At 35.2% G+C, this 23,415-nt stretch carries 27 protein-coding genes and 1 tRNA gene; 5 read left to right on the forward strand and 23 right to left on the reverse strand.

What is annotated here, in order from left to right:
- Nucleotides 1-122 precede the first annotated feature (122 nt).
- The 3 genes from METHO_RS12885 to METHO_RS12895 form a co-directional block, all read right to left on the reverse strand.
- A complete protein-coding gene (locus tag METHO_RS12885; RefSeq protein WP_015313955.1) occupies nucleotides 123-362 on the reverse strand; it encodes a hypothetical protein in 240 nt (79 codons plus the stop codon).
- A gap of 206 nt (nucleotides 363-568) precedes the next feature.
- On the reverse strand, nucleotides 569-820 hold the full coding sequence (locus tag METHO_RS12890; RefSeq protein ID WP_015313956.1) for a hypothetical protein: 252 nt from the start codon (nucleotides 818-820) through the stop codon (nucleotides 569-571).
- A 713-nt stretch (nucleotides 821-1,533) separates the two neighbouring features.
- On the reverse strand, nucleotides 1,534-3,948 hold the full coding sequence (locus METHO_RS12895) for a C13 family peptidase (protein ID WP_015313957.1): 2,415 nt from the start codon (nucleotides 3,946-3,948) through the stop codon (nucleotides 1,534-1,536).
- Nucleotides 3,949-5,242: 1,294 nt separating this feature from the next.
- Here METHO_RS12895 and METHO_RS12905 point away from each other — a divergent pair.
- From METHO_RS12905 to METHO_RS12915, 3 genes are all read left to right on the forward strand, one after another.
- The gene (locus METHO_RS12905) at nucleotides 5,243-6,019 is read left to right on the forward strand and encodes a ParA family protein (protein ID WP_015313959.1); all 777 of its coding nucleotides are present in this window, start codon (nucleotides 5,243-5,245) and stop codon (nucleotides 6,017-6,019) included.
- Nucleotides 6,012-6,875 carry a hypothetical protein gene (locus METHO_RS12910; RefSeq protein WP_015313960.1) on the forward strand — a complete coding sequence of 288 codons (864 nt, stop codon included), beginning with the start codon at nucleotides 6,012-6,014 and terminating at the stop codon, nucleotides 6,873-6,875. Before METHO_RS12905 ends, METHO_RS12910 begins: the two co-directional genes overlap by 8 nt.
- Nucleotides 6,876-7,315: 440 nt before the next feature.
- The gene (locus METHO_RS12915; protein WP_015313961.1) at nucleotides 7,316-8,212 is read left to right on the forward strand and encodes an IS5 family transposase; all 897 of its coding nucleotides are present in this window, start codon (nucleotides 7,316-7,318) and stop codon (nucleotides 8,210-8,212) included.
- A gap of 391 nt (nucleotides 8,213-8,603) precedes the next feature.
- On the opposite strand, the gene METHO_RS12925 is transcribed toward METHO_RS12915, so the two are convergent.
- From METHO_RS12925 to METHO_RS13475, 14 genes are all read right to left on the reverse strand, one after another.
- Nucleotides 8,604-9,548, reverse strand: coding sequence for a hypothetical protein (locus tag METHO_RS12925; RefSeq protein ID WP_048831382.1), 945 nt, complete (start codon nucleotides 9,546-9,548; stop codon nucleotides 8,604-8,606).
- A gap of 287 nt (nucleotides 9,549-9,835) precedes the next feature.
- On the reverse strand, nucleotides 9,836-10,903 hold the full coding sequence (gene dcm / locus METHO_RS13175; protein WP_015313962.1) for a DNA (cytosine-5-)-methyltransferase: 1,068 nt from the start codon (nucleotides 10,901-10,903) through the stop codon (nucleotides 9,836-9,838).
- A gap of 750 nt (nucleotides 10,904-11,653) precedes the next feature.
- A complete protein-coding gene (locus tag METHO_RS12940; protein WP_015313964.1) occupies nucleotides 11,654-12,082 on the reverse strand; it encodes a hypothetical protein in 429 nt (142 codons plus the stop codon).
- Nucleotides 12,083-12,242: 160 nt separating this feature from the next.
- Nucleotides 12,243-12,527: a hypothetical protein gene (locus tag METHO_RS12945; RefSeq protein WP_015313965.1), complete on the reverse strand. Its 285-nt coding sequence runs from the start codon at nucleotides 12,525-12,527 to the stop codon at nucleotides 12,243-12,245.
- 329 nt (nucleotides 12,528-12,856) lie between these two features.
- Nucleotides 12,857-13,510: a hypothetical protein gene (locus METHO_RS12950; protein ID WP_015313966.1), complete on the reverse strand. Its 654-nt coding sequence runs from the start codon at nucleotides 13,508-13,510 to the stop codon at nucleotides 12,857-12,859.
- Between the two features lie 34 nt (nucleotides 13,511-13,544).
- Nucleotides 13,545-13,844 carry a hypothetical protein gene (locus tag METHO_RS12955; protein ID WP_156811321.1) on the reverse strand — a complete coding sequence of 100 codons (300 nt, stop codon included), beginning with the start codon at nucleotides 13,842-13,844 and terminating at the stop codon, nucleotides 13,545-13,547.
- Nucleotides 13,845-13,933: 89 nt separating this feature from the next.
- Nucleotides 13,934-14,626, reverse strand: a complete 693-nt coding sequence (locus METHO_RS12960) for a hypothetical protein (protein ID WP_015313968.1) — start codon at nucleotides 14,624-14,626, stop codon at nucleotides 13,934-13,936.
- Nucleotides 14,627-14,685: 59 nt separating this feature from the next.
- The gene (locus METHO_RS12965) at nucleotides 14,686-15,600 is read right to left on the reverse strand and encodes a DNA-methyltransferase (RefSeq protein ID WP_015313969.1); all 915 of its coding nucleotides are present in this window, start codon (nucleotides 15,598-15,600) and stop codon (nucleotides 14,686-14,688) included.
- A gap of 60 nt (nucleotides 15,601-15,660) precedes the next feature.
- Complete coding sequence (locus tag METHO_RS12970; RefSeq protein ID WP_015313970.1) at nucleotides 15,661-16,491, reverse strand: hypothetical protein; 831 nt, start codon at nucleotides 16,489-16,491, stop codon at nucleotides 15,661-15,663.
- A gap of 248 nt (nucleotides 16,492-16,739) precedes the next feature.
- Nucleotides 16,740-16,865, reverse strand: coding sequence for a hypothetical protein (locus tag METHO_RS14340; RefSeq protein ID WP_281162811.1), 126 nt, complete (start codon nucleotides 16,863-16,865; stop codon nucleotides 16,740-16,742).
- A 158-nt stretch (nucleotides 16,866-17,023) separates the two neighbouring features.
- Entirely contained in the window at nucleotides 17,024-17,311 is a 288-nt protein-coding gene (locus tag METHO_RS12980; protein WP_015313972.1) for a hypothetical protein, read from the reverse strand.
- Between the two features lie 23 nt (nucleotides 17,312-17,334).
- Nucleotides 17,335-17,937, reverse strand: a complete 603-nt coding sequence (locus tag METHO_RS12985) for a DUF5983 family protein (RefSeq protein WP_048831387.1) — start codon at nucleotides 17,935-17,937, stop codon at nucleotides 17,335-17,337.
- Nucleotides 17,938-18,035: 98 nt separating this feature from the next.
- Nucleotides 18,036-18,380 carry a hypothetical protein gene (locus tag METHO_RS12990; RefSeq protein ID WP_015313973.1) on the reverse strand — a complete coding sequence of 115 codons (345 nt, stop codon included), beginning with the start codon at nucleotides 18,378-18,380 and terminating at the stop codon, nucleotides 18,036-18,038.
- A gap of 34 nt (nucleotides 18,381-18,414) precedes the next feature.
- Nucleotides 18,415-18,651: a hypothetical protein gene (locus METHO_RS13475; protein ID WP_015313974.1), complete on the reverse strand. Its 237-nt coding sequence runs from the start codon at nucleotides 18,649-18,651 to the stop codon at nucleotides 18,415-18,417.
- A 99-nt stretch (nucleotides 18,652-18,750) separates the two neighbouring features.
- Here METHO_RS13475 and METHO_RS13000 point away from each other — a divergent pair, with 99 nt between their 5' ends.
- Nucleotides 18,751-19,791 (forward strand): hypothetical protein, encoded by a 1,041-nt coding sequence (locus tag METHO_RS13000; protein ID WP_048831390.1) that lies wholly within the window; start codon nucleotides 18,751-18,753, stop codon nucleotides 19,789-19,791.
- Nucleotides 19,792-19,810: 19 nt separating this feature from the next.
- Here METHO_RS13000 and METHO_RS13005 read toward each other — a convergent pair whose 3' ends face one another.
- The 3 genes from METHO_RS13005 to METHO_RS13015 are packed head-to-tail and all read right to left on the reverse strand — an operon-like array spanning nucleotide 19,811 to nucleotide 21,405.
- Nucleotides 19,811-20,188, reverse strand: a complete 378-nt coding sequence (locus METHO_RS13005; RefSeq protein WP_015313976.1) for a hypothetical protein — start codon at nucleotides 20,186-20,188, stop codon at nucleotides 19,811-19,813.
- Between the two features lie 32 nt (nucleotides 20,189-20,220).
- On the reverse strand, nucleotides 20,221-20,589 hold the full coding sequence (locus tag METHO_RS13010; protein ID WP_015313977.1) for a hypothetical protein: 369 nt from the start codon (nucleotides 20,587-20,589) through the stop codon (nucleotides 20,221-20,223).
- A 24-nt stretch (nucleotides 20,590-20,613) separates the two neighbouring features.
- Entirely contained in the window at nucleotides 20,614-21,405 is a 792-nt protein-coding gene (locus tag METHO_RS13015; protein ID WP_015313978.1) for a DNA cytosine methyltransferase, read from the reverse strand.
- Between the two features lie 735 nt (nucleotides 21,406-22,140).
- Between METHO_RS13015 and METHO_RS13835 the strand changes: the two genes are divergently transcribed.
- Nucleotides 22,141-22,395, forward strand: coding sequence for a hypothetical protein (locus METHO_RS13835; RefSeq protein WP_048831391.1), 255 nt, complete (start codon nucleotides 22,141-22,143; stop codon nucleotides 22,393-22,395).
- On the opposite strand, the gene METHO_RS13025 is transcribed toward METHO_RS13835, so the two are convergent.
- From METHO_RS13025 to METHO_RS13035, 3 genes are all read right to left on the reverse strand, one after another.
- Nucleotides 22,379-22,606 (reverse strand): hypothetical protein, encoded by a 228-nt coding sequence (locus METHO_RS13025; protein ID WP_015313980.1) that lies wholly within the window; start codon nucleotides 22,604-22,606, stop codon nucleotides 22,379-22,381. The two genes, METHO_RS13835 and METHO_RS13025, sit on opposite strands and share 17 nt — an antisense overlap.
- A 43-nt stretch (nucleotides 22,607-22,649) precedes the next feature.
- Nucleotides 22,650-23,204 carry a hypothetical protein gene (locus METHO_RS13030; RefSeq protein WP_015313981.1) on the reverse strand — a complete coding sequence of 185 codons (555 nt, stop codon included), beginning with the start codon at nucleotides 23,202-23,204 and terminating at the stop codon, nucleotides 22,650-22,652.
- Between the two features lie 22 nt (nucleotides 23,205-23,226).
- Nucleotides 23,227-23,299 (reverse strand) — tRNA-Gln (locus METHO_RS13035).
- Between the last annotated feature and the right edge of the window lie 116 nt (nucleotides 23,300-23,415).

Raw genomic sequence — 23,415 nt, forward strand, 5'->3', positions numbered from 1 at the left:
ATAGGAGTTGTTTATATTTGTTCATATCATCGATATGAATCCAATGTACCATGAAGATGGTTTAGAAAATCCATAAGCATCTGGATTTAGTAGTTCTTATTTATCCAAGGCTATGTAATTATTTATTTTTTACTGACAAACCAAAACAAACAGGCTCCCACTATAGCTCCGGCTAAAACATAATTAAAAGATGTCTCAGCATATGGTATTAGCATAGTCTCAAATCCTCTTAGTTCAGACCCTCTTGTGAGTACTGTTTCAAGTGGCAGTTGTCCTACTACTGGAACACTTGGTCTTAACAAAAATCCTGTGACACTACCAAGAAGAAAACCAAAAACTACATTTCCTTTAGACTTTGTCATACGATATAATTATTTATTATTTTATATAAAATTGTCTATAACTCAATTCGTGTAAAAATGAAAGTACAATTCTAAAACTAATAGGACAAAAGATGTTAAAGTTGATAGATTTGTAAATTTGTAGGTTTCTAAACTCGAGTCATCGTAGATTTTAAGAGTTCTGCAATGGAAGTGCTGATACCACCACATTCTCCTCAGTTTTATTCTCACTTTGGTTCTTCTTTTACATCACCGATTATCATTTCACCTTCTTCATAGGCCTTTATAACATTTTCTATCCCTTGACCTGGAATTCCTTCATATCGAAGCACAGCAGCATTTAGTTTACGCCATGCTCTTCTCATTCTATTTGCTTTCGACCCAATATCAAAACCATTCAATACACCGACTGAAACAGCTGCTAGAAATGCCAGCCATTCAATTTGTTCAGATTCAAAAGAATTAATTTTAGCTGCCACAAGTAATGAAGAAACAATTGCCGCAATTCCAAGTAGGGCATGAATTGTCCTCAGTAAAGAACCTTCAATTTTCCATGCGTGACATTATTTTTTCAAATCATTAAAAGTTTCACTTTCTTCCATCGTAAAATACACCCCACAACCATAGAAGATACTTACAATTTTGTTGGTTATATTATATTAATTTGTCAGTTGAGGAGATACTTACTAGAAAATATAGCAGAAATTATGTTGAAACTTTAAATTTATAAATTTGTGAATTTTTAAAATTATGGGTTTGTAATGATACTGCGAGTGATAGACTGATGATATTTGATAGATCTAGCAGGATATTTAGGTGAAGTATTGGCAGATTAGGCTATGATTTTACTGCTATAAGAAAATGATAGATTATTGGAGTCTAAAAGCATTCATTTTAAAAACATCTATATCTTTAAACATTTAGATTTATAAACGTACACATTTAAAAATATAATAGGTAGATAAATCTAGAAGTTTATAGATTTGTAAATTTATGATTTTATAAACTTATACTATTATATATTTAAATGAGAACAATAGTGCCATTCAACAAAAGAGTGACAATAATACCAAAGTTGGGTGAAATACTCCTCCCTAATCACCGAAGGTGATTTGAGGAAGGAGCTTCCTAAGAGTGCTTGTCTCATCTCGAAATCGCTACGCTTCGAGAAAGGGGACTTCTGCTTAAAATGTTAAATTTTTTCTTTGTTATATTCAGGCAAACAGAAAAGACAACCATTATATCCATGTTTCAATGCTTGCTCAAGTTCTTGATATGCTCTCTTATTACGCTTGCTGATCTTGGCTGCCCAATCACAGTTCGCTACGTGAACTTCATGTGTCCGTTGGTTACCCATATAAGGATATTGTCCAACAGCCAGCATTCGTGTAACCCGTCCCATTTCTTTTCCATCAATTAGCTCTGCAATTGACAAACGATAGTTACCATCAGCAATCTGCTGCGGAGCGATAATCTCAAGTGTGGCTTGGCACTTGTCGGATGCCTTCAGATTCATCTTGCGAAGGAAAGCCTGCTTGCCTGCAACTAACTGGTATTTTTGATGTGTTGCAGATTCTTGTATCAGTTGTGCATTTTCAAGCGAAGCAGAGGAACTCAGACGTTTTAGGATTCGAAGTGTTACCTGTATATCATGTGGTAGTTGGGAAAGATCAATCATCAGATCTGCAGAAAGCGTGGTTTTGGGCCATCCTTGGATTGCAAAACTCATATTTGTTATCGAATCCTTGAATATATTAGTTACATCGAAGTTTTTCCATGTAGCATTATTGCATAGGCAAATGAAGTTGTAGTATTCATCATAGGTATGGATTGTTGTTTTCGGGTCAGGAGCAGGATCATTACCGCTATTGATTAGGCCAATAAAACAATAATGTGCTATTTGACCTGGAGCAACATGAGGAATATCTTGATTCTTCCATACTACTGGACCAACAACTTTCATCTCCTGCGGATTAATATCCGGGATAGTAATTGGATTTACAGGATCGGTGATTTCTTTCCAGAGTAAGGGTGTTGGGAACGATGATGAATCTGTCCAGAACACCCTTGCTGTCCCACCTGTGGGTTGAGTACCGCGATTTTGAACTCTCAGGTAGATGAAATTGTCCTGTCCAGATTCTACTGGTTCTCCAAGAGTATCGCTCTGCTGTGCTGCTGGATTACATAGTTCTGCCTCTGGATCGAGAAGTTCATTCTGGAAGATAATTATGTCTGGACTACATGAAATTGATCCACTTATAAGAGGCTCACGTCCATGATCCTCCAGATTGTCGCGCAGGAATAGATCGTGAGCGGGGAATCCAAGAAAAATGTATGCTCCGTAGCCGCTAGGAGAATCGGATGATGTCGGGGTGTCACCATCCCTTAATGGAGTTCCATTGGGTGGGGGACAAAATCTTTCTACGAAGCCATTATAAGTATGAACAGCATCCGCATAATGAAAGGCTTCGGTTGCTGAGATACGCCCATCGCTGTTTGTGTCAACGGTTTGATTGAGTCCATTGCCATTTGGATACTGCCCATGGATTCCAGCGATCCAGTCCTCAGCGAATGGATCAAAAAGATCGCCTCCTAATGAATAATCGTTTTCTGTGACAGCGGTTGTGATATGGGTCCATTTTGCAGGACTGTTGTTGATAACAGTATTGATGAAACCACCAGATCTGCATTGTTCCATCATCACTAGCAATACCTCGAACTGAGGCAAAGTTCCCAGATCAGTGATGAAATCATTTACATAATAGGGATTCCAACTAACATTTGCATCATACTCAAACATACAGTAGTCATTTACACCATCACAGGGTCCCCCACCATGATTATTTGTATGAATGAAAAGAAAGTCTTCCGGTTGGATCTGGTTGCTGATGGCATTTAAGGCAGCTTGGAATCCGGCCCTCGTTCCTGGATGGTTAACAACCATCCTGTATGGTGTATTATACGGTTCATTATTATCTGGCCAATTTCCCAGATTAGTACCTATTGGTGTCGTCGTGATTTGGCCGGTGGTGGCATTATTCAGGAAGTAATTCAAGGTACCATCATGGTTACATACATGGATATTAGCTGGATTATATCCGTAATCATCGATGAGTGTCCGGTAAAGGAACTCTAAATCATTCGTGTGACGGTTCTGGGCGAGACCAGCGAACAGTATTGCATAGCGTTCACCGGGAGCTGTACTCATGGCATTTGTAATTGGCGAAATACACTTCCAAGAAATATGTCTTTTCTGAGTTGCGATCATCTTCACTGGCATATGGAATGAAGTCATTATCTTCTTATCATGGAGAAGATTAGAAGGTGGTAGGGATGCATGGACCTTCTTATACAACGTTCCATTCGTAGCGTCGTATAGATGATACTCACAGGGGTGTGCCCAGTTGCATGTGGGAGCAAGGTCAACGAAGACAAAAGCAGTCTTACGCTCGATAGACACCTCTAAAGAGGCTGCTTTGAGTTTCTCTCCGGCTGCTAATATCTCATCGTGTATATGAAGATTAGTTGTTTTGTCAATTTTCAGTTTTTTAATGGCTTTTATAGCATCTTTTTCAATTTGCGATTTGACATTTTCATCCAATTTCATGTTAATCTCCTCTCGTATATGGTTTACTTATCAAATATGTTGAAATAGCGTTAATTCGATAGTATCTGCCCGAAGCGAAGAATTATAGTATAGTTATCATCAGATTGTTCGATACTGAGTGGAAAAGATGCTTCAATGATTTTTACATCAAGAGATCTGATATTGATGAGTAGGTATAAGCATGGATGCGCCCAATTCGCATGAGGGGCAAGATCAACGAAAACAATCATCCCTTCAAATGGCATCGTAATGATTTGCGGCCCTATTCTGATGTCTTCACCCTGCCTAATTATCTTCTTATACCAGTAGATGAAGGAATGCTTTATATCATTAGGAAGGACATTGCTATTGATTAATTCAATTATTTGACTACTGGTTAATTCCATACTACGACGACTTCGATTGATTATTTTCGATAAAAACAATCTTTTGAGGGGAATAATATTGATCTCAATAGGATCTCGACAAAGCCTAAATTGATACAGTTAATACTATTTCAAGGAGTTACTATTGCCCAATGCTAAACCCTTGTATCAACTAACCAATCCCACTTATCTACAATATATTTAACATGATACATAAACAGTTTGGTTATACTAGAAATTATTACAATCGTTTGCATAACTAACAACTTGCTAAATAATCATGTTGGGTGTGGACTGGTAGTGTATAAAGTTACGTGCTGTTTTTGAAGGATTTTATCCAAAATGAAGCTATTTGAAAGCACTAGCGAAGACATGAGAATAATTAATGAATTGCTTTAATTTAGTATTCAAATTATATGTTTACATATCAAGGGATTTAATAGTATAAATATTGTTAAATTTTTAAATTTGCAAACGTTAAGATTGTCATGTATAGAGAACAGAGGATGAAAAAACAAACGCAAGTACTTGAGTAACATAAAATATAGAAACATGTAAATGATTAAGTTTTAAAATACACAAACAAATAAACGTTTAAACTTATAAATACGCAAACAAAAAGCATCACCTACAAAAACAAGAACAATCGGACGATAATTGAAATTCAATTTAAGTAAACACGTTTATGTATTTAAAAATGAAGATACTTTTAAATTTAAAAACATATAAATTTTTAAATATACAAACTTAAAAAAAAATAAGTAATATTGGAAGATAGTAAAACAAGAAAATAGTAGAATTACCAGAACATAAAACTTGAATGTTTGTAAGTTTGTAAATTTAGTGATTGGAAAATTACTCTAATTAGGCAGTAGAAATATATACTAAACTCTCATAATAACCCATTACAAAATATCCAGGGTGAACTGATGACAAAAAAAGTGACGGTAATTAATCGAAAAGGAGGAGCATGTAAGACAACAACTGCAGTAAATATAGCAGCTGCTCTAGGATTAAAAGGATATAAGGTATTAGCAATTGATCTTGATCCACAAGCTGATCTTACTGCATATTTGCTCCCGAATGAACTGTCTGAATTCAAAACACTTACAGATGGATTTGACAAGCAGGATTTGTCTATATGTACATATCCGTCTACTGCAGAAAATGTTGATGTGATCCCTGCTGATGAGAAATTGGATCGAATTGATAACCAGCTGCGTCAAGATGAACTTGGAATTCTACAATTATCTGATCTTTTCGGGAAGTTAGACTCAAGTAAATATGATTATGTGATTTTGGATTCTGCTCCGGAAAGAACCCGATTATCTTCAGGTGCTCTTGTATTGTCTGATACACTCATTATGCCTATTGAATCGTATGCAAGTTACAAGAAGATAGCTACGATGTTCAAAGAGTTTAAAAGAATCAAAGAGACAGTCAATCCAAAACTTCATTTTGGGCATATTCTAATAACCGTTGCAGAACCTCAAACCAATTTCTTTAAGGAACTTGAAACAATCAAAGAACACGAAGCAATAAAAGGAATGGTTCTTGATACAGTAATTCCAAAAAATATAACATTTAAAGAATGCATGCCTGCCAATAAATCAATTTTCTCACATAATCCTCATAGCTCTGGTGCCGAAGCATATATGAAAGTCACTGAAGAACTAATCAAAAAGTGGGAGGGAAGCAATGACTGATAATAAGAAAAAACAATCATCATCTTTTAAAAATGGATTTAATCGCACTGGTGATGAGTTGGACGACTTACTTGGACTCTCGCGTGAAGCTATTGAAAAAAGACAACAAAAACAATGTGAAGAAACAGAATCTTCAATTGTTGAAGAGCAAGAATACACAGCAATCGAAGAAGATGACATTGGGTCTCATACTGATGAGCTTATGCCCGAAAACGAAATCTCTGTAAAGGAAGAAACAACAGCTGAGCCTATACCATCCAATAAAATTGATACATCATCATCAACCACACCAGCTTCTCAAATTCATAATCCAAAGAAAAACATATCTTTTTCTATATCTGATATCCCCAGACGTAGTGAAAAAGGAATAACAATTAGCTACAAACTAAAAGAGCATGAAATTGAGCCAGTTGAGAATTTAATGATGCTCTTGGAAACACAAGTAACTGCTGTTGCTTTAAAATACATTATAATCAGAGTATTCGAAGATTATGGTAATCTTATTAGAGAAGAAGCTGAGTGGAGACAAAAGATACTTGCTCTTGATGTTGATGAGATAAACAAATTAATTAATTACGAAAATAAAGAAGTACGCAATCAAAGATTGGCCAGAATGGGATTTTTCATTGCTCCAGCAATAACAAGAGGACTAAATGTTGGGAAATTCGCGGGTTGTACATTAGGTCCAGAATATGCAGAAATGCTTAAGCTTCTGATGATAGCTTTGCAGACAAAACAACAACCAGTAGCCTATAGATGGATAATGAATGTTTTTATTGCTGATTATGGATCTGTTCTCAGTGAGAAAACAAAAGAAATAAAACAGAAACAGGCACTTTTGTCAGGTAAACTTTAAAGGATCTGAAATATGATCCTTCTTTTTCTGAATTTATGAATTTATACGTTTAGAAATGTATAAACTTAGAGATTTTTACATTTTGTTTGTGCTTATGAAAGCAAGTAGAAGAGAAGAAAGTAACTAGCAACCTGAATATAATTGCAGCAACCGGATAATTTGGAGGAAGTACAATAATTACACCAAAAACTGCAGCTCCAATACCAATTGAATTTATCATTGAGGATTTCGGAAAACCCCGGTATTTGAAAAATATCGTATATACCATTTATAAACGATCGGTTAAAAATGGAGGTTTATCGAAATCCTGTTTATTTAAGCAACAAAATTCGGGCTCTGTAGAAAACCTACTTTAGATTTTATTTTCACCTAATAATTTAAAAAGGATAAGTCCCCTGAGTATTACTTCCTACAGAAAACACAAAGGGGATGATTGTGTTTTGTCTAATAAGTACTTAAAGTTTGTTGATACAGCTCTAGCTGTATCGGGTAAATCTCACCTTAAGATCTATAGTTGCAAGTATTCCAAAAGAAAGTACACACAACACCAGCTATTGACATTGGTTTTGTTGAAAGAATATCTAAATGAGGATTACAGAGATATTGTTGAACTTGTTGAATTAATGGACAAATTGAAGTTGAGAATAGGACTAAAACAAGTTCCACATTTTACGACACTTCACAAGTTCACTACAAGACTCAAATCAGTTTACTTCAAATCATTGTTACAACAAACACTGAAACTTTTCTATTCTCATGGTGAAAAGATAGAAATTACTGCTATTGATTCAAGTGGATTTACCAGTGGCCATTGTAGTTACTATTACTCATTTAGAACAGGAAAGAAACGGAGTTCTTTCCTGAAAGTTAGTATTTCTGTTGATACTGATAAGTTCATTATCACTGGTTTTAAGATATCAGGCAAACCTGTGCATGATGCAAAGCATGCGATTACATTGCTGAAGCAATGTGACAAAAATCGTAAGTCAATTTACTACGTAATGGATAAAGGCTATGATTCTGAGGAAATACATTCTCTAGTAAGAGAAGAACTAGATTCAATAGCCATGATTCCTCTAAGACAGAGGAAACGGAAGAAGATCAAGGGTAAGTATCGTAGAAAAATGATCGATGAGTTTGAGAAATTATTGTACCATTGCAGAAACCTTGTAGAAACGATGTTCTCTGTTCTGAAAAGGAAATATGGGGAAGAAGTAAAGGCAAAGAAGTATTGGAATCAAGCAAAAGAAGTTAAATTGAAACTATTAGTGCATAACCTTGACAGGTATGTCAAGGTTACATATATTGTTCAAATGAGCATTTCTACAAAGCCGTAAATTCGTAAGTTTATTAATGTGATGTGATTATCGAACACGTTGTGCAATATCAAGAAATTGTAATGGATCTATGCTAAATTTAAAAATTTGTAAGTTTACAAACTTATGGAGTTTTATGTTTAGTTGTACTTGAGAGAATAAGTGGTAAAAAAGAAGGAAGAATTATATAATCTCAGAATTTATTTCTTATTATTCTTTGTATGAGTGGTAGTCGATGCCATTGAGGCACCGAGGTTACTGACCATATACTCGAAGAACCCATCACCACATTGTGTTTTATTCATGAATTTTATAGATGCATCATTATTACCGTCAAATGACATAATATATATAAACCCAGAGTTTGATGGCTGTGAAAAATCAAATTGAACAACCTGATTAGCATTGACCTTCATTTAAGTCCAGGTGCTGTGATTATTACTTTCTCCGGTCTTATAAGACCTAGATCATCTTCTGATATCCAATTACGTTCTGTAACAGTGACATTATCACCTGCATAGTCTGCAAGAATTCTACCTGTACGCTTATCGAGAAGGATTATGTGCTTATAATAGTAGCTATCATAGCCATCCTCAAGACTTCGAACACCATAGAATATTCCCTGATAATTTTTTGTTGTGACTTCGATCCATTCCCATCCGTGGGAATCCATTGACCAACCATATCCATCGGTCATGGGCATCATATGGTCAATATAAGCATCACTACAGATGATTGTGTATGTAGTGCTATTAATGGTAATTGTTCCAGTTAGCTTACCATACGCCTGCTCAAGTGAGATGAATCTAAGGGGAGTTTGTGCATCGTCAATTGTTACTGGTACTTTGGGTATAAAAGTAAGATTCATCTTAATTTCACCATTGTCATAGATTAGCTTATATCCATTTTCTGCGGATCCAGAATAAGTTGCTTGTATGTCTCCTGAGCTGTATTCTGTTGGGAATTCATAGTCTACGTAAGATGTATCGATAGCTATAAAATCTTCAAGCATAGAACGTGGTATGAACGCTTCATCGTAATGATGTGATATAGAACCATTTTCGTAGTAGAATCCATCAAAAGCCATAGTTGCAGAAATTTTTATTCCATCCTGATAGAAACTTCGATTATCTTCCTGGTGAGCTAAAGTCGTATAAAAAGCAAGATCCTCTTCAGTACCATTTTCGGAAACCATTTTTACGTTTCCGTTAAGATACCACCATTCACCGAGAATGGTTTTGTTGAACATATCTTCAGTATGGCCACCTTCTGAGTTTGAAAGAAGTATTGCAGATGCAGAACTGATAACCAATGTGATTAGAGCAATTGCTATAGTTGTGGTTTTTGTATATTTCATATCGAATATCTCCGCTATTTATAGAATTGAATCTTTTGTTCTTGTTTACGTATGCTATGAGCTAGTGCAGAGATTTGATGCTCTATCTAGCTTATAACATGACTCTATATCGCATTTACTATTTGTTCTTTCTTTTTATCATATATAGATATATAAAAAATCCAAACAGGAGTTGGATTTCTATATCTATATGTAGACAGATCATGATACTGATAATAGTTATCACCCCTGTCTACTATATAAATTGCCACAACAAACCTAATATATAAATTTTTTTATAGGGTTGGTTAATTTATTTTTGTTCTACTGATTATCTTTTTCATAACGTCTCTTATCAGAACAGGAGGCACAGCATTACCAAGACATTGGTATCGTGCTGTATCAGAAATTCCTTTTGTCCAATTATCAGGAAATCCCTGAAGGCGTTCGCACTCGAGTGGTGTCAATCGCCTTAAGAATATATGTTCATGGTCTCCAGTGTCGAATATAGAGGATATACCAAGGCATTTACAGGCATCTGAACCAAACTCTACACCACAGTAAGGACAGATTACTATCCTTTCATCATCTTTGTTCCTGGGATCTGTATTTGTTCCATTATAGGCTTCGCCAGTATTCGAATCGATGTAAAAAAGAATGTAATCTTCCGGCAAAACTACATTTCCATGGAGTACATAAGTTTCGCCTCCGCAATGGACGCCTTTGGAATAGTTCTTGGTGAGGGTAGAGCAATAATCTTCACCCCAAAACCATTCCCCTTTTTCTGAGCCGCCCCAATCCGGTTTAGAATATACTCTTTCGCTTGATAGGATAGGAAGTATTTCTGATCCGGAGCTTCCTCTAAGATATCCTGTAATGATAGTTCTTTCTCTATTTTGGGGGATTCCAAAGTCCCTCGTATTAAGTACCTGGAACTCAAAACTGTACCCCAGTTCCCCGATGATCTGAGCAATTCTTTCAATGGTTCGCCCTTCGTTGTGATTGACCAGGTTCTTGACATTTTCAAGCAGGTAATATTCAGGTTTTTTATCCCGTAAGATTCTGCAAACCTCAAAGAATAATTGCCCTCTGCAGTCATCAAAACCTTTTCTATTTCCTGCCTGAGAGAAAGAGGGACAGGGGAATCCTGCACAGAGGATGTTGTGGTCGGGTATTCTTGAAGAAGAGATAGTTGTAATGTCACCATGTAAATGCGCACTCCCGAAATGGTTCTTGTATATTTTACATGCATTTTTTTCAATCTCAGATGCAAAAATAAGTTCAATTGAAATATCAAACTCGTTGGCTGCATCAAATATTCCTTTTTCAAAGCCTCCTATTCCAGAAAATAAAGATGCTACTTTAAGAGATTGCATATGGATCAATATTGCTCTGGTATTTTTTTAATATGAAAATATTAAATGAATAAAATAAGAAAGTAAACAGTTAAGGCGGAGATCGTTGTGTTATTGGCTCTCTCCGCCATTTTTAGGAATACAATTGTATTCCTTCTCTAGTTTACTGCTTTTTTATTTGGAATGGTACTATCCATAGCATATTGATTGTCTATTTTGGACCATACATAATCCCAGAAGAGCAAGTTTCGTCTGGAAGTTTGTTTCTCGCCATAAACGATTAAATGTAATTTTTTCCTTTATGTCAAAAAAATGATGATTTAAAAAAATCTTAGCCAACAGGATTGCTGCCACCACAAAGATAACAAAAAGCAGAAGATCATTCACCAAATAGTTAAGACCAGAGGAAGAGTCGAGTAAAGATGTCAAGATCGATATCAATAGGAAATACATTATTTCAATTTTTAGCCGTGCCGTGAAGTTCATATTACTCCCCATGATATTTTATTGGTACATACTAAAATATAAAACCATCGAAAATGTCTCTATCTGCACCCGTCTTACATTCCCTTTAAAAAACATATTAGTTCCATGAAACGATCGAAACTATACGAAAATCAAAACAAAAAGAAGAGACAGAATGATATTCTGAAAATAAAAAAAAGTCTATAGGGAATTCAACTTAAGAATCCGGAGTTGCCTTCTTCGAATGCCAGAGGTAGATGGAGTAAGATAGTTGATGTATATGAATTGCAATAGAATTATTCAATTTCAGCTGTGGTACGATACAAAAACGATCCATTTTGTTCCAATGAATTGTTTTGATACTGGTTGATTCTCTACATCAGCAAAAAAACCTTCTTCTTCAAATGTATTTTCCAGGTGCTTTAAGATTGAATCATATATAGCTTCATTAACAATTACTGGACATGGAGTATTCTCTGGCCAGCATGATCCCCATGGTTTTTGGTAGACATCAAAATAATCTCCAGGCCCATCGATGAATCTACCTGAACCACAAAATCCTTCTTGCGTGAGATATGCTTCTGCAAATGCTTTAGCTTCTTGTGGTGTTGTTGCTTTTTCTGACGAAAATATCAAGTAAAATGGATAATAGCCTATGGTATCACCTTCGTATTTAGAAACGGAAGCAATTTTAAGAGGTGTTTTTAAGTCTCTTGAGTTGAAATCTTTGGACAATTTCCCATACAACAATAACTTATCTTATTTGGATGGTTGCAAGCATCCTGTGATAAACCATACTGGCGTTGAGGACAATGTAACCAGATTGTTTCTTTCCATTTTAAGAAATCCACTAAAATCCCCCCTTTTGTTGTTGCCCATGAGTTTGCTATTTTTTTCAAAATAGCATTCTTGCTGAAGATATAAGCATATCGTTTTGTTCTTCTGACAAAAATTGATGAACTTCTTCTAATGGCAATGGAATGTCATTAATGATTATCTGAATTATGTTTTTCTGTGAAAGAGCTTCCGGATCGATAATATCATCACTAAAATCATTTAAAGCATCAGCTATGGCATCTTTAAGGGATAATCCGGTTTGTGCATAGTTCCATTGCTGTACGAATTTGATTATTATTTCATGTTCAGTAGAATCATTATCAATTATATTTTTCAGTGGCATTTTTTTCTCCTGTACTGTTAGATGGTGGGAAGTCATTCCCACCTATACCTGCGAGTTTATCCGAGATATGTCATTTATTTTTTTTTACCTCTTTCTTTTCTTCTGCATCAGACTCACCTCTCTTGATGCTCAAAATGATCTGCTCCTGTTTGTGCAATTGTAATTCGAGTTTCTTTTCTGTACTAGAATTACATTTATATGTATGCTTTTTTTTAAGTATAGTTTAGCCTATATATAGGCTAGGCTATATTAGTTGAAAACTAGGTCTTAAGAAGATAGAGGTTACGTCTTCTGATTTGGTTTTAGTTTATACATAACATTCCAGATAATCAGCAATAATCTGATATATGGCATATATCATTTGACCTCAGATGATCGCATATCGTTCCTAAAAGATGATGTAATCCTGTTTTCGAATCTTCAGGGATGTCAGATTCCAAAAGAGCGATAATTTGATTTTCAAGAAGATTACAATCAATGGTTATACCAAACCTTCCATTCAAAACTGCTTTCAGATAAGTTATATTGTCTTCAGACAGATACTTGATGATACGGTATCTAAGTGTCAACTGATTGATACATGCAAGAGTATTCTTGAGTTCTTGTTGTATCTGCTCTTGGGACATGAATTGTATATCCATATTTGTGAGTGGCGGAACAAAAGGTATTGTCCCTAGAGTTATTTCAGATTTGTTGAATAATTCATCCCTTTCATCATATATACCATTTTCAGGTTTTCTAAGTTTGATAAATCCTATTTGTTCTTCAGGTGTTCCAAAGCGGGTTTTCAGATAATCTACCATTTCATCTTCGATCCCGTAGTATGCTGCACCATACAGAGCAGCTTCTGAATCATCTCCTGTTCTATCAGAATCAGGTACTTTTATATTGAAATTAGATAATGTGTCTTCTACTGGCTCGATCATAGATATAGCCAGTTCTCTGAAAAATGTTTCTTTGGGATCTACTTCAATGTTATTCATGTTATACATCTCTGGATTATTGGTTCGATTTTTTCTATGCTTTTTTTTGATTCCAGCAATTCATGCACTGTTTTTGATTGGATTCGGGATCAATAACAAAATCATTATCCTCAGGATTTAGTGATATTACTCTTTTACAGGAAGAGCACTGACAGAAATCTTCTGCATATCCCCAATTGTATATCTCAATCGTATCAAAAAGAATATCAAGAGAATTAAATCTGTTTCCGGGAAATCTTCGTTTAGCTGCTTCAAGGATCTTTTGTTCATTTAGAACAATAGCGAATGGTATATGCTCCCAGGAAGATTGGATCCAGTAACCTTCCAGTTTCATAATGTTCATCATTGTTACAATCATATTCCTGACAGATGGGAACATATACATTTAGGATCACCTGATGGTATTTTCTGTTTATTCTAAGTTTATGCAAAAACAAGAAGGCTTTCCTGGTGTTGATTATGTGGATGGATTTCATTAAAGGAATTCAGAAAAGCCTGTATCATGGTGTTCAAGTCGCCTGATAGTCCTTGAAGAAATACCTTTGTTGGAACTGAACCGATAAGAGTTGAACCTAAAATTATAACTCCGGAGTTTAGAGAGGAAGAAGCACTATCTTTTCTGAACCATGTTATCGATCCTGATTTGATTATATTGTTACCGTACAAGGACACGAATTCTCCAATACCAGGATCTGACCACATTCCAGATGGGTTTTTTAATTCAGTTGCAAATGACCTGCAGATACTAATGATATACTTTTCAACATCCCCTCCGACTTTTCTGAATGCTCTTTCGTAGATTTGCTGAGCCATTTTTCTTGCTTCTTCTTCGCTGTTGCCATGTGGAACTTCGGTACAGTGAAGAATATACTCTGCACCCGGGCCCGTGAGCATATAGCCATTGTTATCAATTGCCCATACTTTTATCCTGGGATCAATGACCATTTCTCCGTATTTGTCATTGTCACATATCATTTTTCCATAGATTTTTCTGAATTCTTCTTCTGATATTTCCTTAAGCGCATCTATAACAGCAAGGTGGACTTCGTGTACAGAGTATCTATCCCATTTATCAACCGTATCCTGCAGTTGTTCAATTGGGTTGGGTGGTTTCATATTTATACCTCGATGGTTTGCTTTTTGTTCATGTATTTTATGATATGTATGGATTTTTGTTAGGTACAAGTGCTTATACTCTTGTTGGTTCCTAGATTGATAACATTAAATTTTCTGTATTCAATGGCTTTCTTTATCATTTCCTGATCTTTTTCAAAGGTAATGCTGTGTCTCCTCATCTCTAAACATGCCTCTGCGAAGCTCAGGCTGCCTCCGTAGAGATCCATGCCGATGTCTCCTTTTTTACTACATACTTTGATGAGGTCCTTGAGCAATTCAACGGGTTTTGCGGTTTCGTTGACTTCTCTAAGGGGATGTTGGTTGTGTATCTTAGGATGAGATAGAACATTGGTTACTGTGTTATCATAGCTGATACACTTCTTTCCGTTGATGAAGAAAGCTATTTGCTCGTATGCACTGGCATATGGATAGCCCATTGTTCTTCCTTTATTCCATATCAACCGTTTCCTGAAAGTGAAACCAACTTCCTGGCACATGTCTATGAATCTGTTGTTATAATCTAATGTGTTGGCATATTCGCTTATGCTATCTGCTGGTAGGAAGCTGTAAAAATGGCCTGATGGTTTCAGTACCCGGTGAATTTCTGATAGCATTTCTTTACTCATTTCTTCAGTATCGAATTGCCATTTTCCTGATTTTTTTCGGGTAGTACCTACTGAAAGATGTCCATCAAGACTAGGATAATTGCTGTCAATGATTACAAAATCAATGACATTATCATTGATTTCCTTGATCCCTGAAAGATTGTCACCTGCAATGATAAGGGCCTGCGTTTCTCCGTTGACGGCAATATATAAACCTCGACTTATTCTTTTAAAACATTTACCAACGTTTTCATTCAAACGAGCACGAATTGTGTGTTTCTTAAGATCTGGATGGGCTTCGTATATTTCTTCTAGTGTATGTTTCTCGTCCTTGAGGAAATCCTGAAGTCTTGTTAGTACTGTTTGCATACTATTACCTGGATGATATTAATTGATTTTGATATCATGATGTATGCGTTTTTCCTGAAATTATGTTTCAATATTATTCAATAGAATTTCAATGAATTTTCGGGACATAGTTAAGTAGGTAGGAATATCAGTTATGTTTCCAACGTAATTTGTACTATGAAGTACAAGGCCATTGTTCTCGATTTGAAAGGGAATTCCGTCTATTTCATAGTTTGGAGTTGCACGGATTATGTAGATGGGATTATTCCATACTATCCATTTTCCTCCAAGATCATTTTCTACATCGAGAGTAAATATTTTACCATTGATCATAATGGAAATGCCTTTGTATGGTTCTATGGAAGATGCATCTAGTTTTTGTCCTGTTTTTTCACATTGAGATTCTGTTGGGTAGTTTTTGACATACTGATTTCTGAGGCTTTCGATTAGTTTATCAATCTCTTCAATGTGTCCTTCACATAAGTATTGAGGTTCTTCGCAACTGGATTCGAACTTTCCATTTATTATTCTGCCATAATCTATGCTAAATATAAGTTCATCTTTATCGAATGAATGATCACAAATATGGCAGATATTCGTAAAGATCTGGTCATAATGCTTGCAAAAAACATGGTTTAATATTGCGATTGAAAGTGTATTTTGTTCTCCATTTAGATGAAATTGCGTATTACAGCATGTGCATTTAAATGATATTTCTTTTTCTGAGTTTTCCCGGATAACATTTCCTTTTTTATAATCTGGAAATGCATTGAATAAGTGTAGATTCTGAATTGAGTTTGTTGTATTGTTGCTATGTTCTATCTGTATATGCTTACGGATCCATGTATCTATGATACTACGTTCTCTTGAACTAAGTAATAACCACTGATCTTCGATATTAAGTTCTGACATATTATTCCTCTTGTTCTTTTTTGATATTTTTGTCGTTCGTTAGAAAATGTGTGTATTTTTGCTTTAAAAACCTCGTTGGTTGTAAAAGTAATGCCTATTATTTGGATAAAAAAGCATGAGAAAAAAAGTCTATAGGAAAATTATATAGAAAACTATGATCAGTGCTCCGAGTAAGGGAACTTATTGATATACAAATTAAATGTATTATAGAAAGATGCAAGGTGGCGGAGTTGAACCGCCCAACACTCTTAGAACTGGTAATTTTCATACATATCATTTACGTTAGACGTAAGCACAGCATCCCTTGCCCTTAGTAGAGTGCTTGCGAATTTCGTTGCGTTAATAACTGCTGTTGTAGTTGTTATGGTTGTCATGATGTCTCCTAGTATGAAAGATGTAAGTATGTCAAGAGATACTGACATTACGCCTGATATGATTACGAGTACCAGCAAGGGCATTATTGCACAATGATTTATAGCATATAGGGATTCATCATATAAATAATTATGGTGTTAACCAGAAAATATGTTTTTTAAGTCGGATCTTGGTCTTTCTTGCTATCAAATGAATATGAGTCGCCTGTTGGCATATATTCTGTTGCGTATATGCTATAATCCGTTATTCCATGATCTTTCATTGAGCTGTGTATAGTGTCAATGATACCTTGTTTTTCTCTTTCAGATGTATCATGTGTTTTAAATTCAATAGTTGTATCATCAGTTGTAATCTCAGATCCATAATATGAAATCTCGATCTCAAGATTAGTTGGGATTTGTTTTGCACGTATATGCCAGACAAAAAAGTATCTTCCATTATGCATTCCTCATGTTTCTGTGATTGAGCTCAAGGTTCAAAATCTTCGAGTTCATCAAATTTTTCAGCATCACAGTCCAGTGATATGAATCTACAATTAAGAGATTGAGCTTTTTCTATTAACTTTGCTATTGCAGGACTGAATCCGGCTTCTCTAAGTCTATATTTTTTATCTGGCCAGATTTCTTTATCAGGAACATGTATCCACCAGCCATATTCAAATGGATACACCGTTAGTGGGCAATGTCTTTCTGTTATATCATCTGGAAGTAGGATCCTGTCAGATTCTGGGAGATGAGCTGTCGAAGTGTCCATGTATCTGAATACTCCTTCTGGATCTTCTTGTATAATAGATTTTATGACTTCTTCCTTATTGGATACATTGCACTGAAGAACCTTCTCTCGATATGTTTTATACATATTATTAAGATTGTTGACCATCTCTGGAATAGTATCCATTGGTATCAAAATTTCGCATCTTGCAACGTTTCCTTTTGAATTGATCGGTGCTATCCAAAAATTTTTTTCGTCGAGGGATGGGAGTATATTCACTCCAGTGCATTTTCCGGTTCCATTCCTTCCGAGGTAGGTAGTAATAGTTCCAAAACGGATATCGTGTTCTCTTGATGACATATTTATCATTCCTTTTTGTGCTCTCCGGGCTTATTTTGAATCATGTCAATGTTTTGATAATTGTGTTTGTATGTTGCTGAGTTTGGGAATTTGGACTATTACATAGAACAGCTAACAAAGACTGCATATTTGTTCCCGATGAATTCTCTGGTGCATTCTTCGCCATCAATATCTGTAAATACAGTACAGCTTAATACGAATCCAATGAGTTCTATGCCATCACATTCTCCTTCATATTCTGAAAGTTCACTATCGTAAAGTTCTTCGGTTATTATCGTTGTTTTACCGGTTTCTATCGTAAAACCATCATATGGAGATGAAGTGTACCTGCTAGATGATGCAAAATTGTTATTTTCAAGGTATCTATTTACCCTGGATTCAATTTCTTCTATTGATTCGCCTTCAAGAGGAGTTATAGTAGCAATGCAATACATGGATGACATTTTGGTGACTCCGGTTTGTTCGTTAAGTAGATCTTTATAATAGAGGCACGATCCCGTTGATTGTCAATGCCCTGAGGGTGAGGATGGGGGTCCGGGGGAAGGAGAGGGAGAAATAGTTAATGGAATGGGAAGGAGTAGGAGAGCCCTTCCCGTTTGCGGCTGTGCTTTCGTTTTTCCACTCTATGTTGTCTCTGGGGATGTCAGCTATTTCTGACATTAAGTGTATGTTTTTTTTCATTTTTTCAAATTGCAATAAGATTGTTATTTTCATTGGAATCTTCAGACATTATTTTGTACAATATTTTTTTGTAGATATTCCCCTAGAGTAAAAATATATATTTGTTGTGTGCAAAATATCTATGTGATAAGTATGGGAAAAGAAATGATTATTGAAGAGGTAAAAAATCCATGGCGATTAAGGAATGGGGTTGTTGTATTTGATATCGAGACAGAATATATTCATGATTTTTCTATCGAAGCGAAGAAGATGCTTAATTTCAAATGTGGAGTGGCTTTTGTATATAATGATGGAGAATGGTATCGTTTTTACAAGCCCGAAGAGCTTGTGAAACTGCTGAAAAAAGCAAAGACAATTGTTTCTTACAATGGAGAAGGATTTGATTTTCTTGTTCTTGAGAAACACGGGCTGAAAATTATTGAGTGTGGGACTGATCGATGGAAACCAACTAAATGTGATTCTTTTGATATAATGCATACCATACAGAATTTACGAGAAGATTCTAACAAGAAGTATCCAAGTCTTGAGGAAATGATGAAAAGTCATTACGGTATTTCAAAAACACCTCATGATCCTGATAACATTGAAGATCTTATGAAACACTGCTTAGAAGATGTAAAATATACCAAAAAGCTATATGAAGAAAAGACGTGGTTAGTTCCTGTCAAAGAAAGGCCTGAAAAAAGAGAGTGGGAAGCTGATTATGACAATGATCTATATGCTGTGGTTGATGATGGGGAGAACTGTACACGTATAATAGATTTTGGAATGCCAATTGCATATACAAAACAGAGAATTAATGATCTTCCTGGAGAAATTCGGTGTCCTCTATGTGGAAAGGGCATCCTGCAGATGTATTCTGTCTACAGAGCAATTGAAAATGAAATAGAGTGTCCAGAGTGCCATGGTTTAATTGGATTTGTTGCAGGAACAAATGAAATAATGTACAAGAGGACTAAAGAAGAACTTGAATCCAATGTATGTCCGAATTGTAAAAAATACTTGGGCTCAAGTGGATATGAACACCATGGATATGGTGCAGGATCTGGTTACATTAGTTCTGGCAGGAGAATATGCTCAAATTGTAGTAAAGGATGCTATGAGTGGGAAAAAGATGATACTCCCGGTTTTCGTGATAGTTATCAAGGAAAATGCTGCAATTGCGGAGAATAAGAGATAATATTTCTTTTTTTCAATCATTTTTTTCTCTAATCTCAATGTTGATAATTATTTCCTGGTTGTTTTTGTGTTGAGTGATGATTACATGGTTTTCATTTATTTTCTTTATTTTGAAATCCATGTCGTTTAAACGATAGATTGATACATTTTCGTTTTCAGAGAGGTCATTCCAATCTTCTGTTATTCTGGGGTCTCCAGTTATGTATGCACATATTTTTCCTATATCCGGAATCTTACTCCTATATGCAATAACATAGTCATAAAATAGTTTTATTGCTGAACGAAGTCCATCAGTTCTGTTTCTGATTAATCCTCTTTCTTTAAGATCATCGAGTTTTTCCAAATATCCTTCAGGAACTATAAGCCCGGTTATTTTTCCTTGTTGTGCCATTTTCAATCCTCAAAAAACTATTTTTTCATAATTTATTTTTCTCTGCTCTCAATGTCGATAATAATTTCTTTATTCTTTTTATATTGGGTAATGATGCCATGACGATTATTTATTTTCTTTAATCTAAAGCCGATGTCATTTAAGAGATAGATTGATACATTTTCATTTTCAGATAATCTATCCCAATCTTCTACAATTCTCGAATCTCCAGTTGTAGAAGCAAACATGTTTCCCAAATTCAATTCATTCCTAAAAGCAATAGCATGCTGATAGAAAACTTCTATTGCTAAAAGAACTCCTTCGGTTCTGTGTTTGATTAGTCCTTTTTCTTTTAGATCATCGAGCTTTTTTAAACATTCTTCAGGAAGCCTAAATCCTGTGACTTTTCCTTGTTGTGGCATATTCATTCCTCAAAATGGTATTTTTTAATATTCTGTTTCATTCAACATTGTGAGATCCCAATGTGATATCCAATTATATATAGGATAGATTTGCTGTGGAACTATGCTATTTCCTATTACTTCAAGGCGGTCCAGTTGGTTGGTAATCCCATGAGCCACTCTGTCCACACGGGGTTCAGAGTTCCAGCATGTCCCTGTTCTTTCAGAGTTCCATAAGTGGGACGTTTGCTGTTGTTTCCAGCGAATCTGGCTTGCATTAAGTCTGTTATAGTAATCATAGAATGAGTAGGAGTTGGGATCAGCTTTTGGTTTCCAGTGATATCCGATAACAAAGATCCTTTCGCGATGATGGGGAGCTCCGGCATGGGCAGCTTTCCAGCATCCCCATCCGACAAGATACCCCATTTTGGCCATGTCACTAAGAACTCCTCGAAAGAACCTTCCAGAGTCGATTGAAAGGATCCCTGGGACGTTCTCAAGCACGATCCATCTTGGAAGAATGCTGCGAATGGTCTTTCGCATGTTTCCCCAGAGATTACGCTCATCATAAGTACCCATACGTTTTCCATTAATACTGAATGGCTGGCAGGGTATGCCTCCAGATATGATATCGACTTGGTCAATGCCTGCTTTTCTGATAGTACTCCGATTGACATTTTTTACATTTCTCCATTTTGGAATATCTGGCCAGTGTCTGCATAGAATATTGTAAGGAAAATCATTTATTTCGGCCATTCCAATAGTTTCAATACCAGCCCATTCTGCAGCGATAGATGAGCTGCCTATACCTGTACATAGATCTAAATGGGTTAGCATATGGTATGTTTGTTATTATTTAGATGATAAAAAAATGAATCAGCCGTTTTTTGATTATCTGAAGGAAATATATTGATTAAAAAGGAATCTAATACTACTTAATACAAAAACAATGTATACAAATAAAACTGTTACGAATAAATGTAGTTCTTGCTTGTTTTTTTCAGTATTTTTCATATAACGGAGTCCCATCGAGCTTATGTGAATGGGAATTATAAAAGCACTTGATATGAGAACAATTGAACACAAAAAAAAGAGGGTTTTGATAAGTGGTGTTATATTGCTCAAAGGATGTTCGTTTTGAAAGTATATTGTAGCTAAGGACACCCCTAAAAAGATTCCGGAGTCGATTAATTTGATTGTTTTGGGATACACTATGATTTGCTCCTTACCTATAAATTTCAATTGTTCTAATGATATATAAATATGATATGTTTTAATTTGATCTGAGTAGTAGTTCACTGTAGAAATAACTCAACACAATAGAAGAACAGTACTATTCCTGGTATAACTCCTATTATTGTTGGTAAAATGAAACCATCTGAGTCGGCTCTGATATAAATTCTTTGTATAAATAATGATATGCCACATACAAAACATACTATACTCGGTAATAATATAGCAATATCAGTGAGGTATAACCGGTATGCTAGTTGATATGACGATATCCAAAACAAGAAGGATATAATAAGGTATAATGAAGATAAAACTGCAGGTAATGATATAAATTCATCTATGGTTGCAGATGAAGAAGCAGTTGAAAAAGATGATTTAATTATTATTAGATTAGCAATGATTATGAGAGTTACAAATGTTTTGGAAAATGCTTGGTGGAAATATATTAGAATTAGAATTTCGATTATTAGAATTAATCCTGCAATGATAGACCAATTCTCAGTATGGCAGTTGTTATTATCTAAAGACATTGGTGTACTTCCTTTAGCAGTTGAAAAATATATACAAGTGTATATTATTATCTGCAGTTGTTGATTTCATAAAGGTTGCATTCCTTGATAGCTTCTGAGAAGGTAGTAAATTTCTTTATTACTTCACCACTTTTGATATCGAATATTTCGAATGTGTTTTCTTTCAGGTTCTTTCGCAGAGATAGACCAAGCCTTGCAGCTAGATCATACTCTACAAGGGAATAATCTGTATTTCGACTAGCTGGTTTGTTGAACTCATTTTCAGTAAGCATCATAATATTCTATTATTTGGGATATGATATATTTGATTGTTGGGTTTTAGAAAAGTGTCATTTGTACAGTGGATTTGCGAGATGTTATCATCTCAACTACGGGGGAAGTAACGGTTTCGACTATTTCTACTTTAGCTATTCCTCTTCTCTTAAATATAAGATTGATCTCGGATCCTTCAGGATATTCTACTTTTTTCTGAATATCCAGAGTTCCTTTTACATAATCTCGGCCATATATTTTTGATGAATAACTCTCGGCAAATTGTAGATTCATAGAAATAATCCCAGTAAAACCAGATTCAACGTACATGAATCCTATTCTAGTTGTGTCTATTTTAAATCCTCTTCCTGCCCTAGATACTGCGAACTCTCCTTCCTCTTGTGAATAAGTTGGTATTATTGAGATATAGCAAATAGCAAAACCATCTGTTATTTTAAATGTCTGAATAGAATTTTCCGTTGTTTCGTTTTTCTTATATATCAACGGTATAAGTCGTTGCCATATTGACCCTTCAAAAACATGACAGGGATCTCCTATCAAAGTCAGATGGTCTTGTATAGTGAATTTGTGTTCTTTTTCAGGAATTATCTCAATCTGCATAGTATTTACTCCATGAATTAAGTAGCTCCGACCGGATTCGAACCAGTGTTACAGGATTCAAAGTCCTATATGATTGACCACTACACTACGGAGCTGCAATATGTTTTGTTATTTGTATGTTTTTTTATGAGTAGTTATATGATATAAATATTATATTTTTGTGGCCAGAAAGGATTAATAGTTACAGGCACATTAAAAACATCGTAATAAA

It is taken from the genome of Methanomethylovorans hollandica DSM 15978 (assembly GCF_000328665.1).
GTDB classification, from domain to species: Archaea; Halobacteriota; Methanosarcinia; order Methanosarcinales; family Methanosarcinaceae; genus Methanomethylovorans; species Methanomethylovorans hollandica.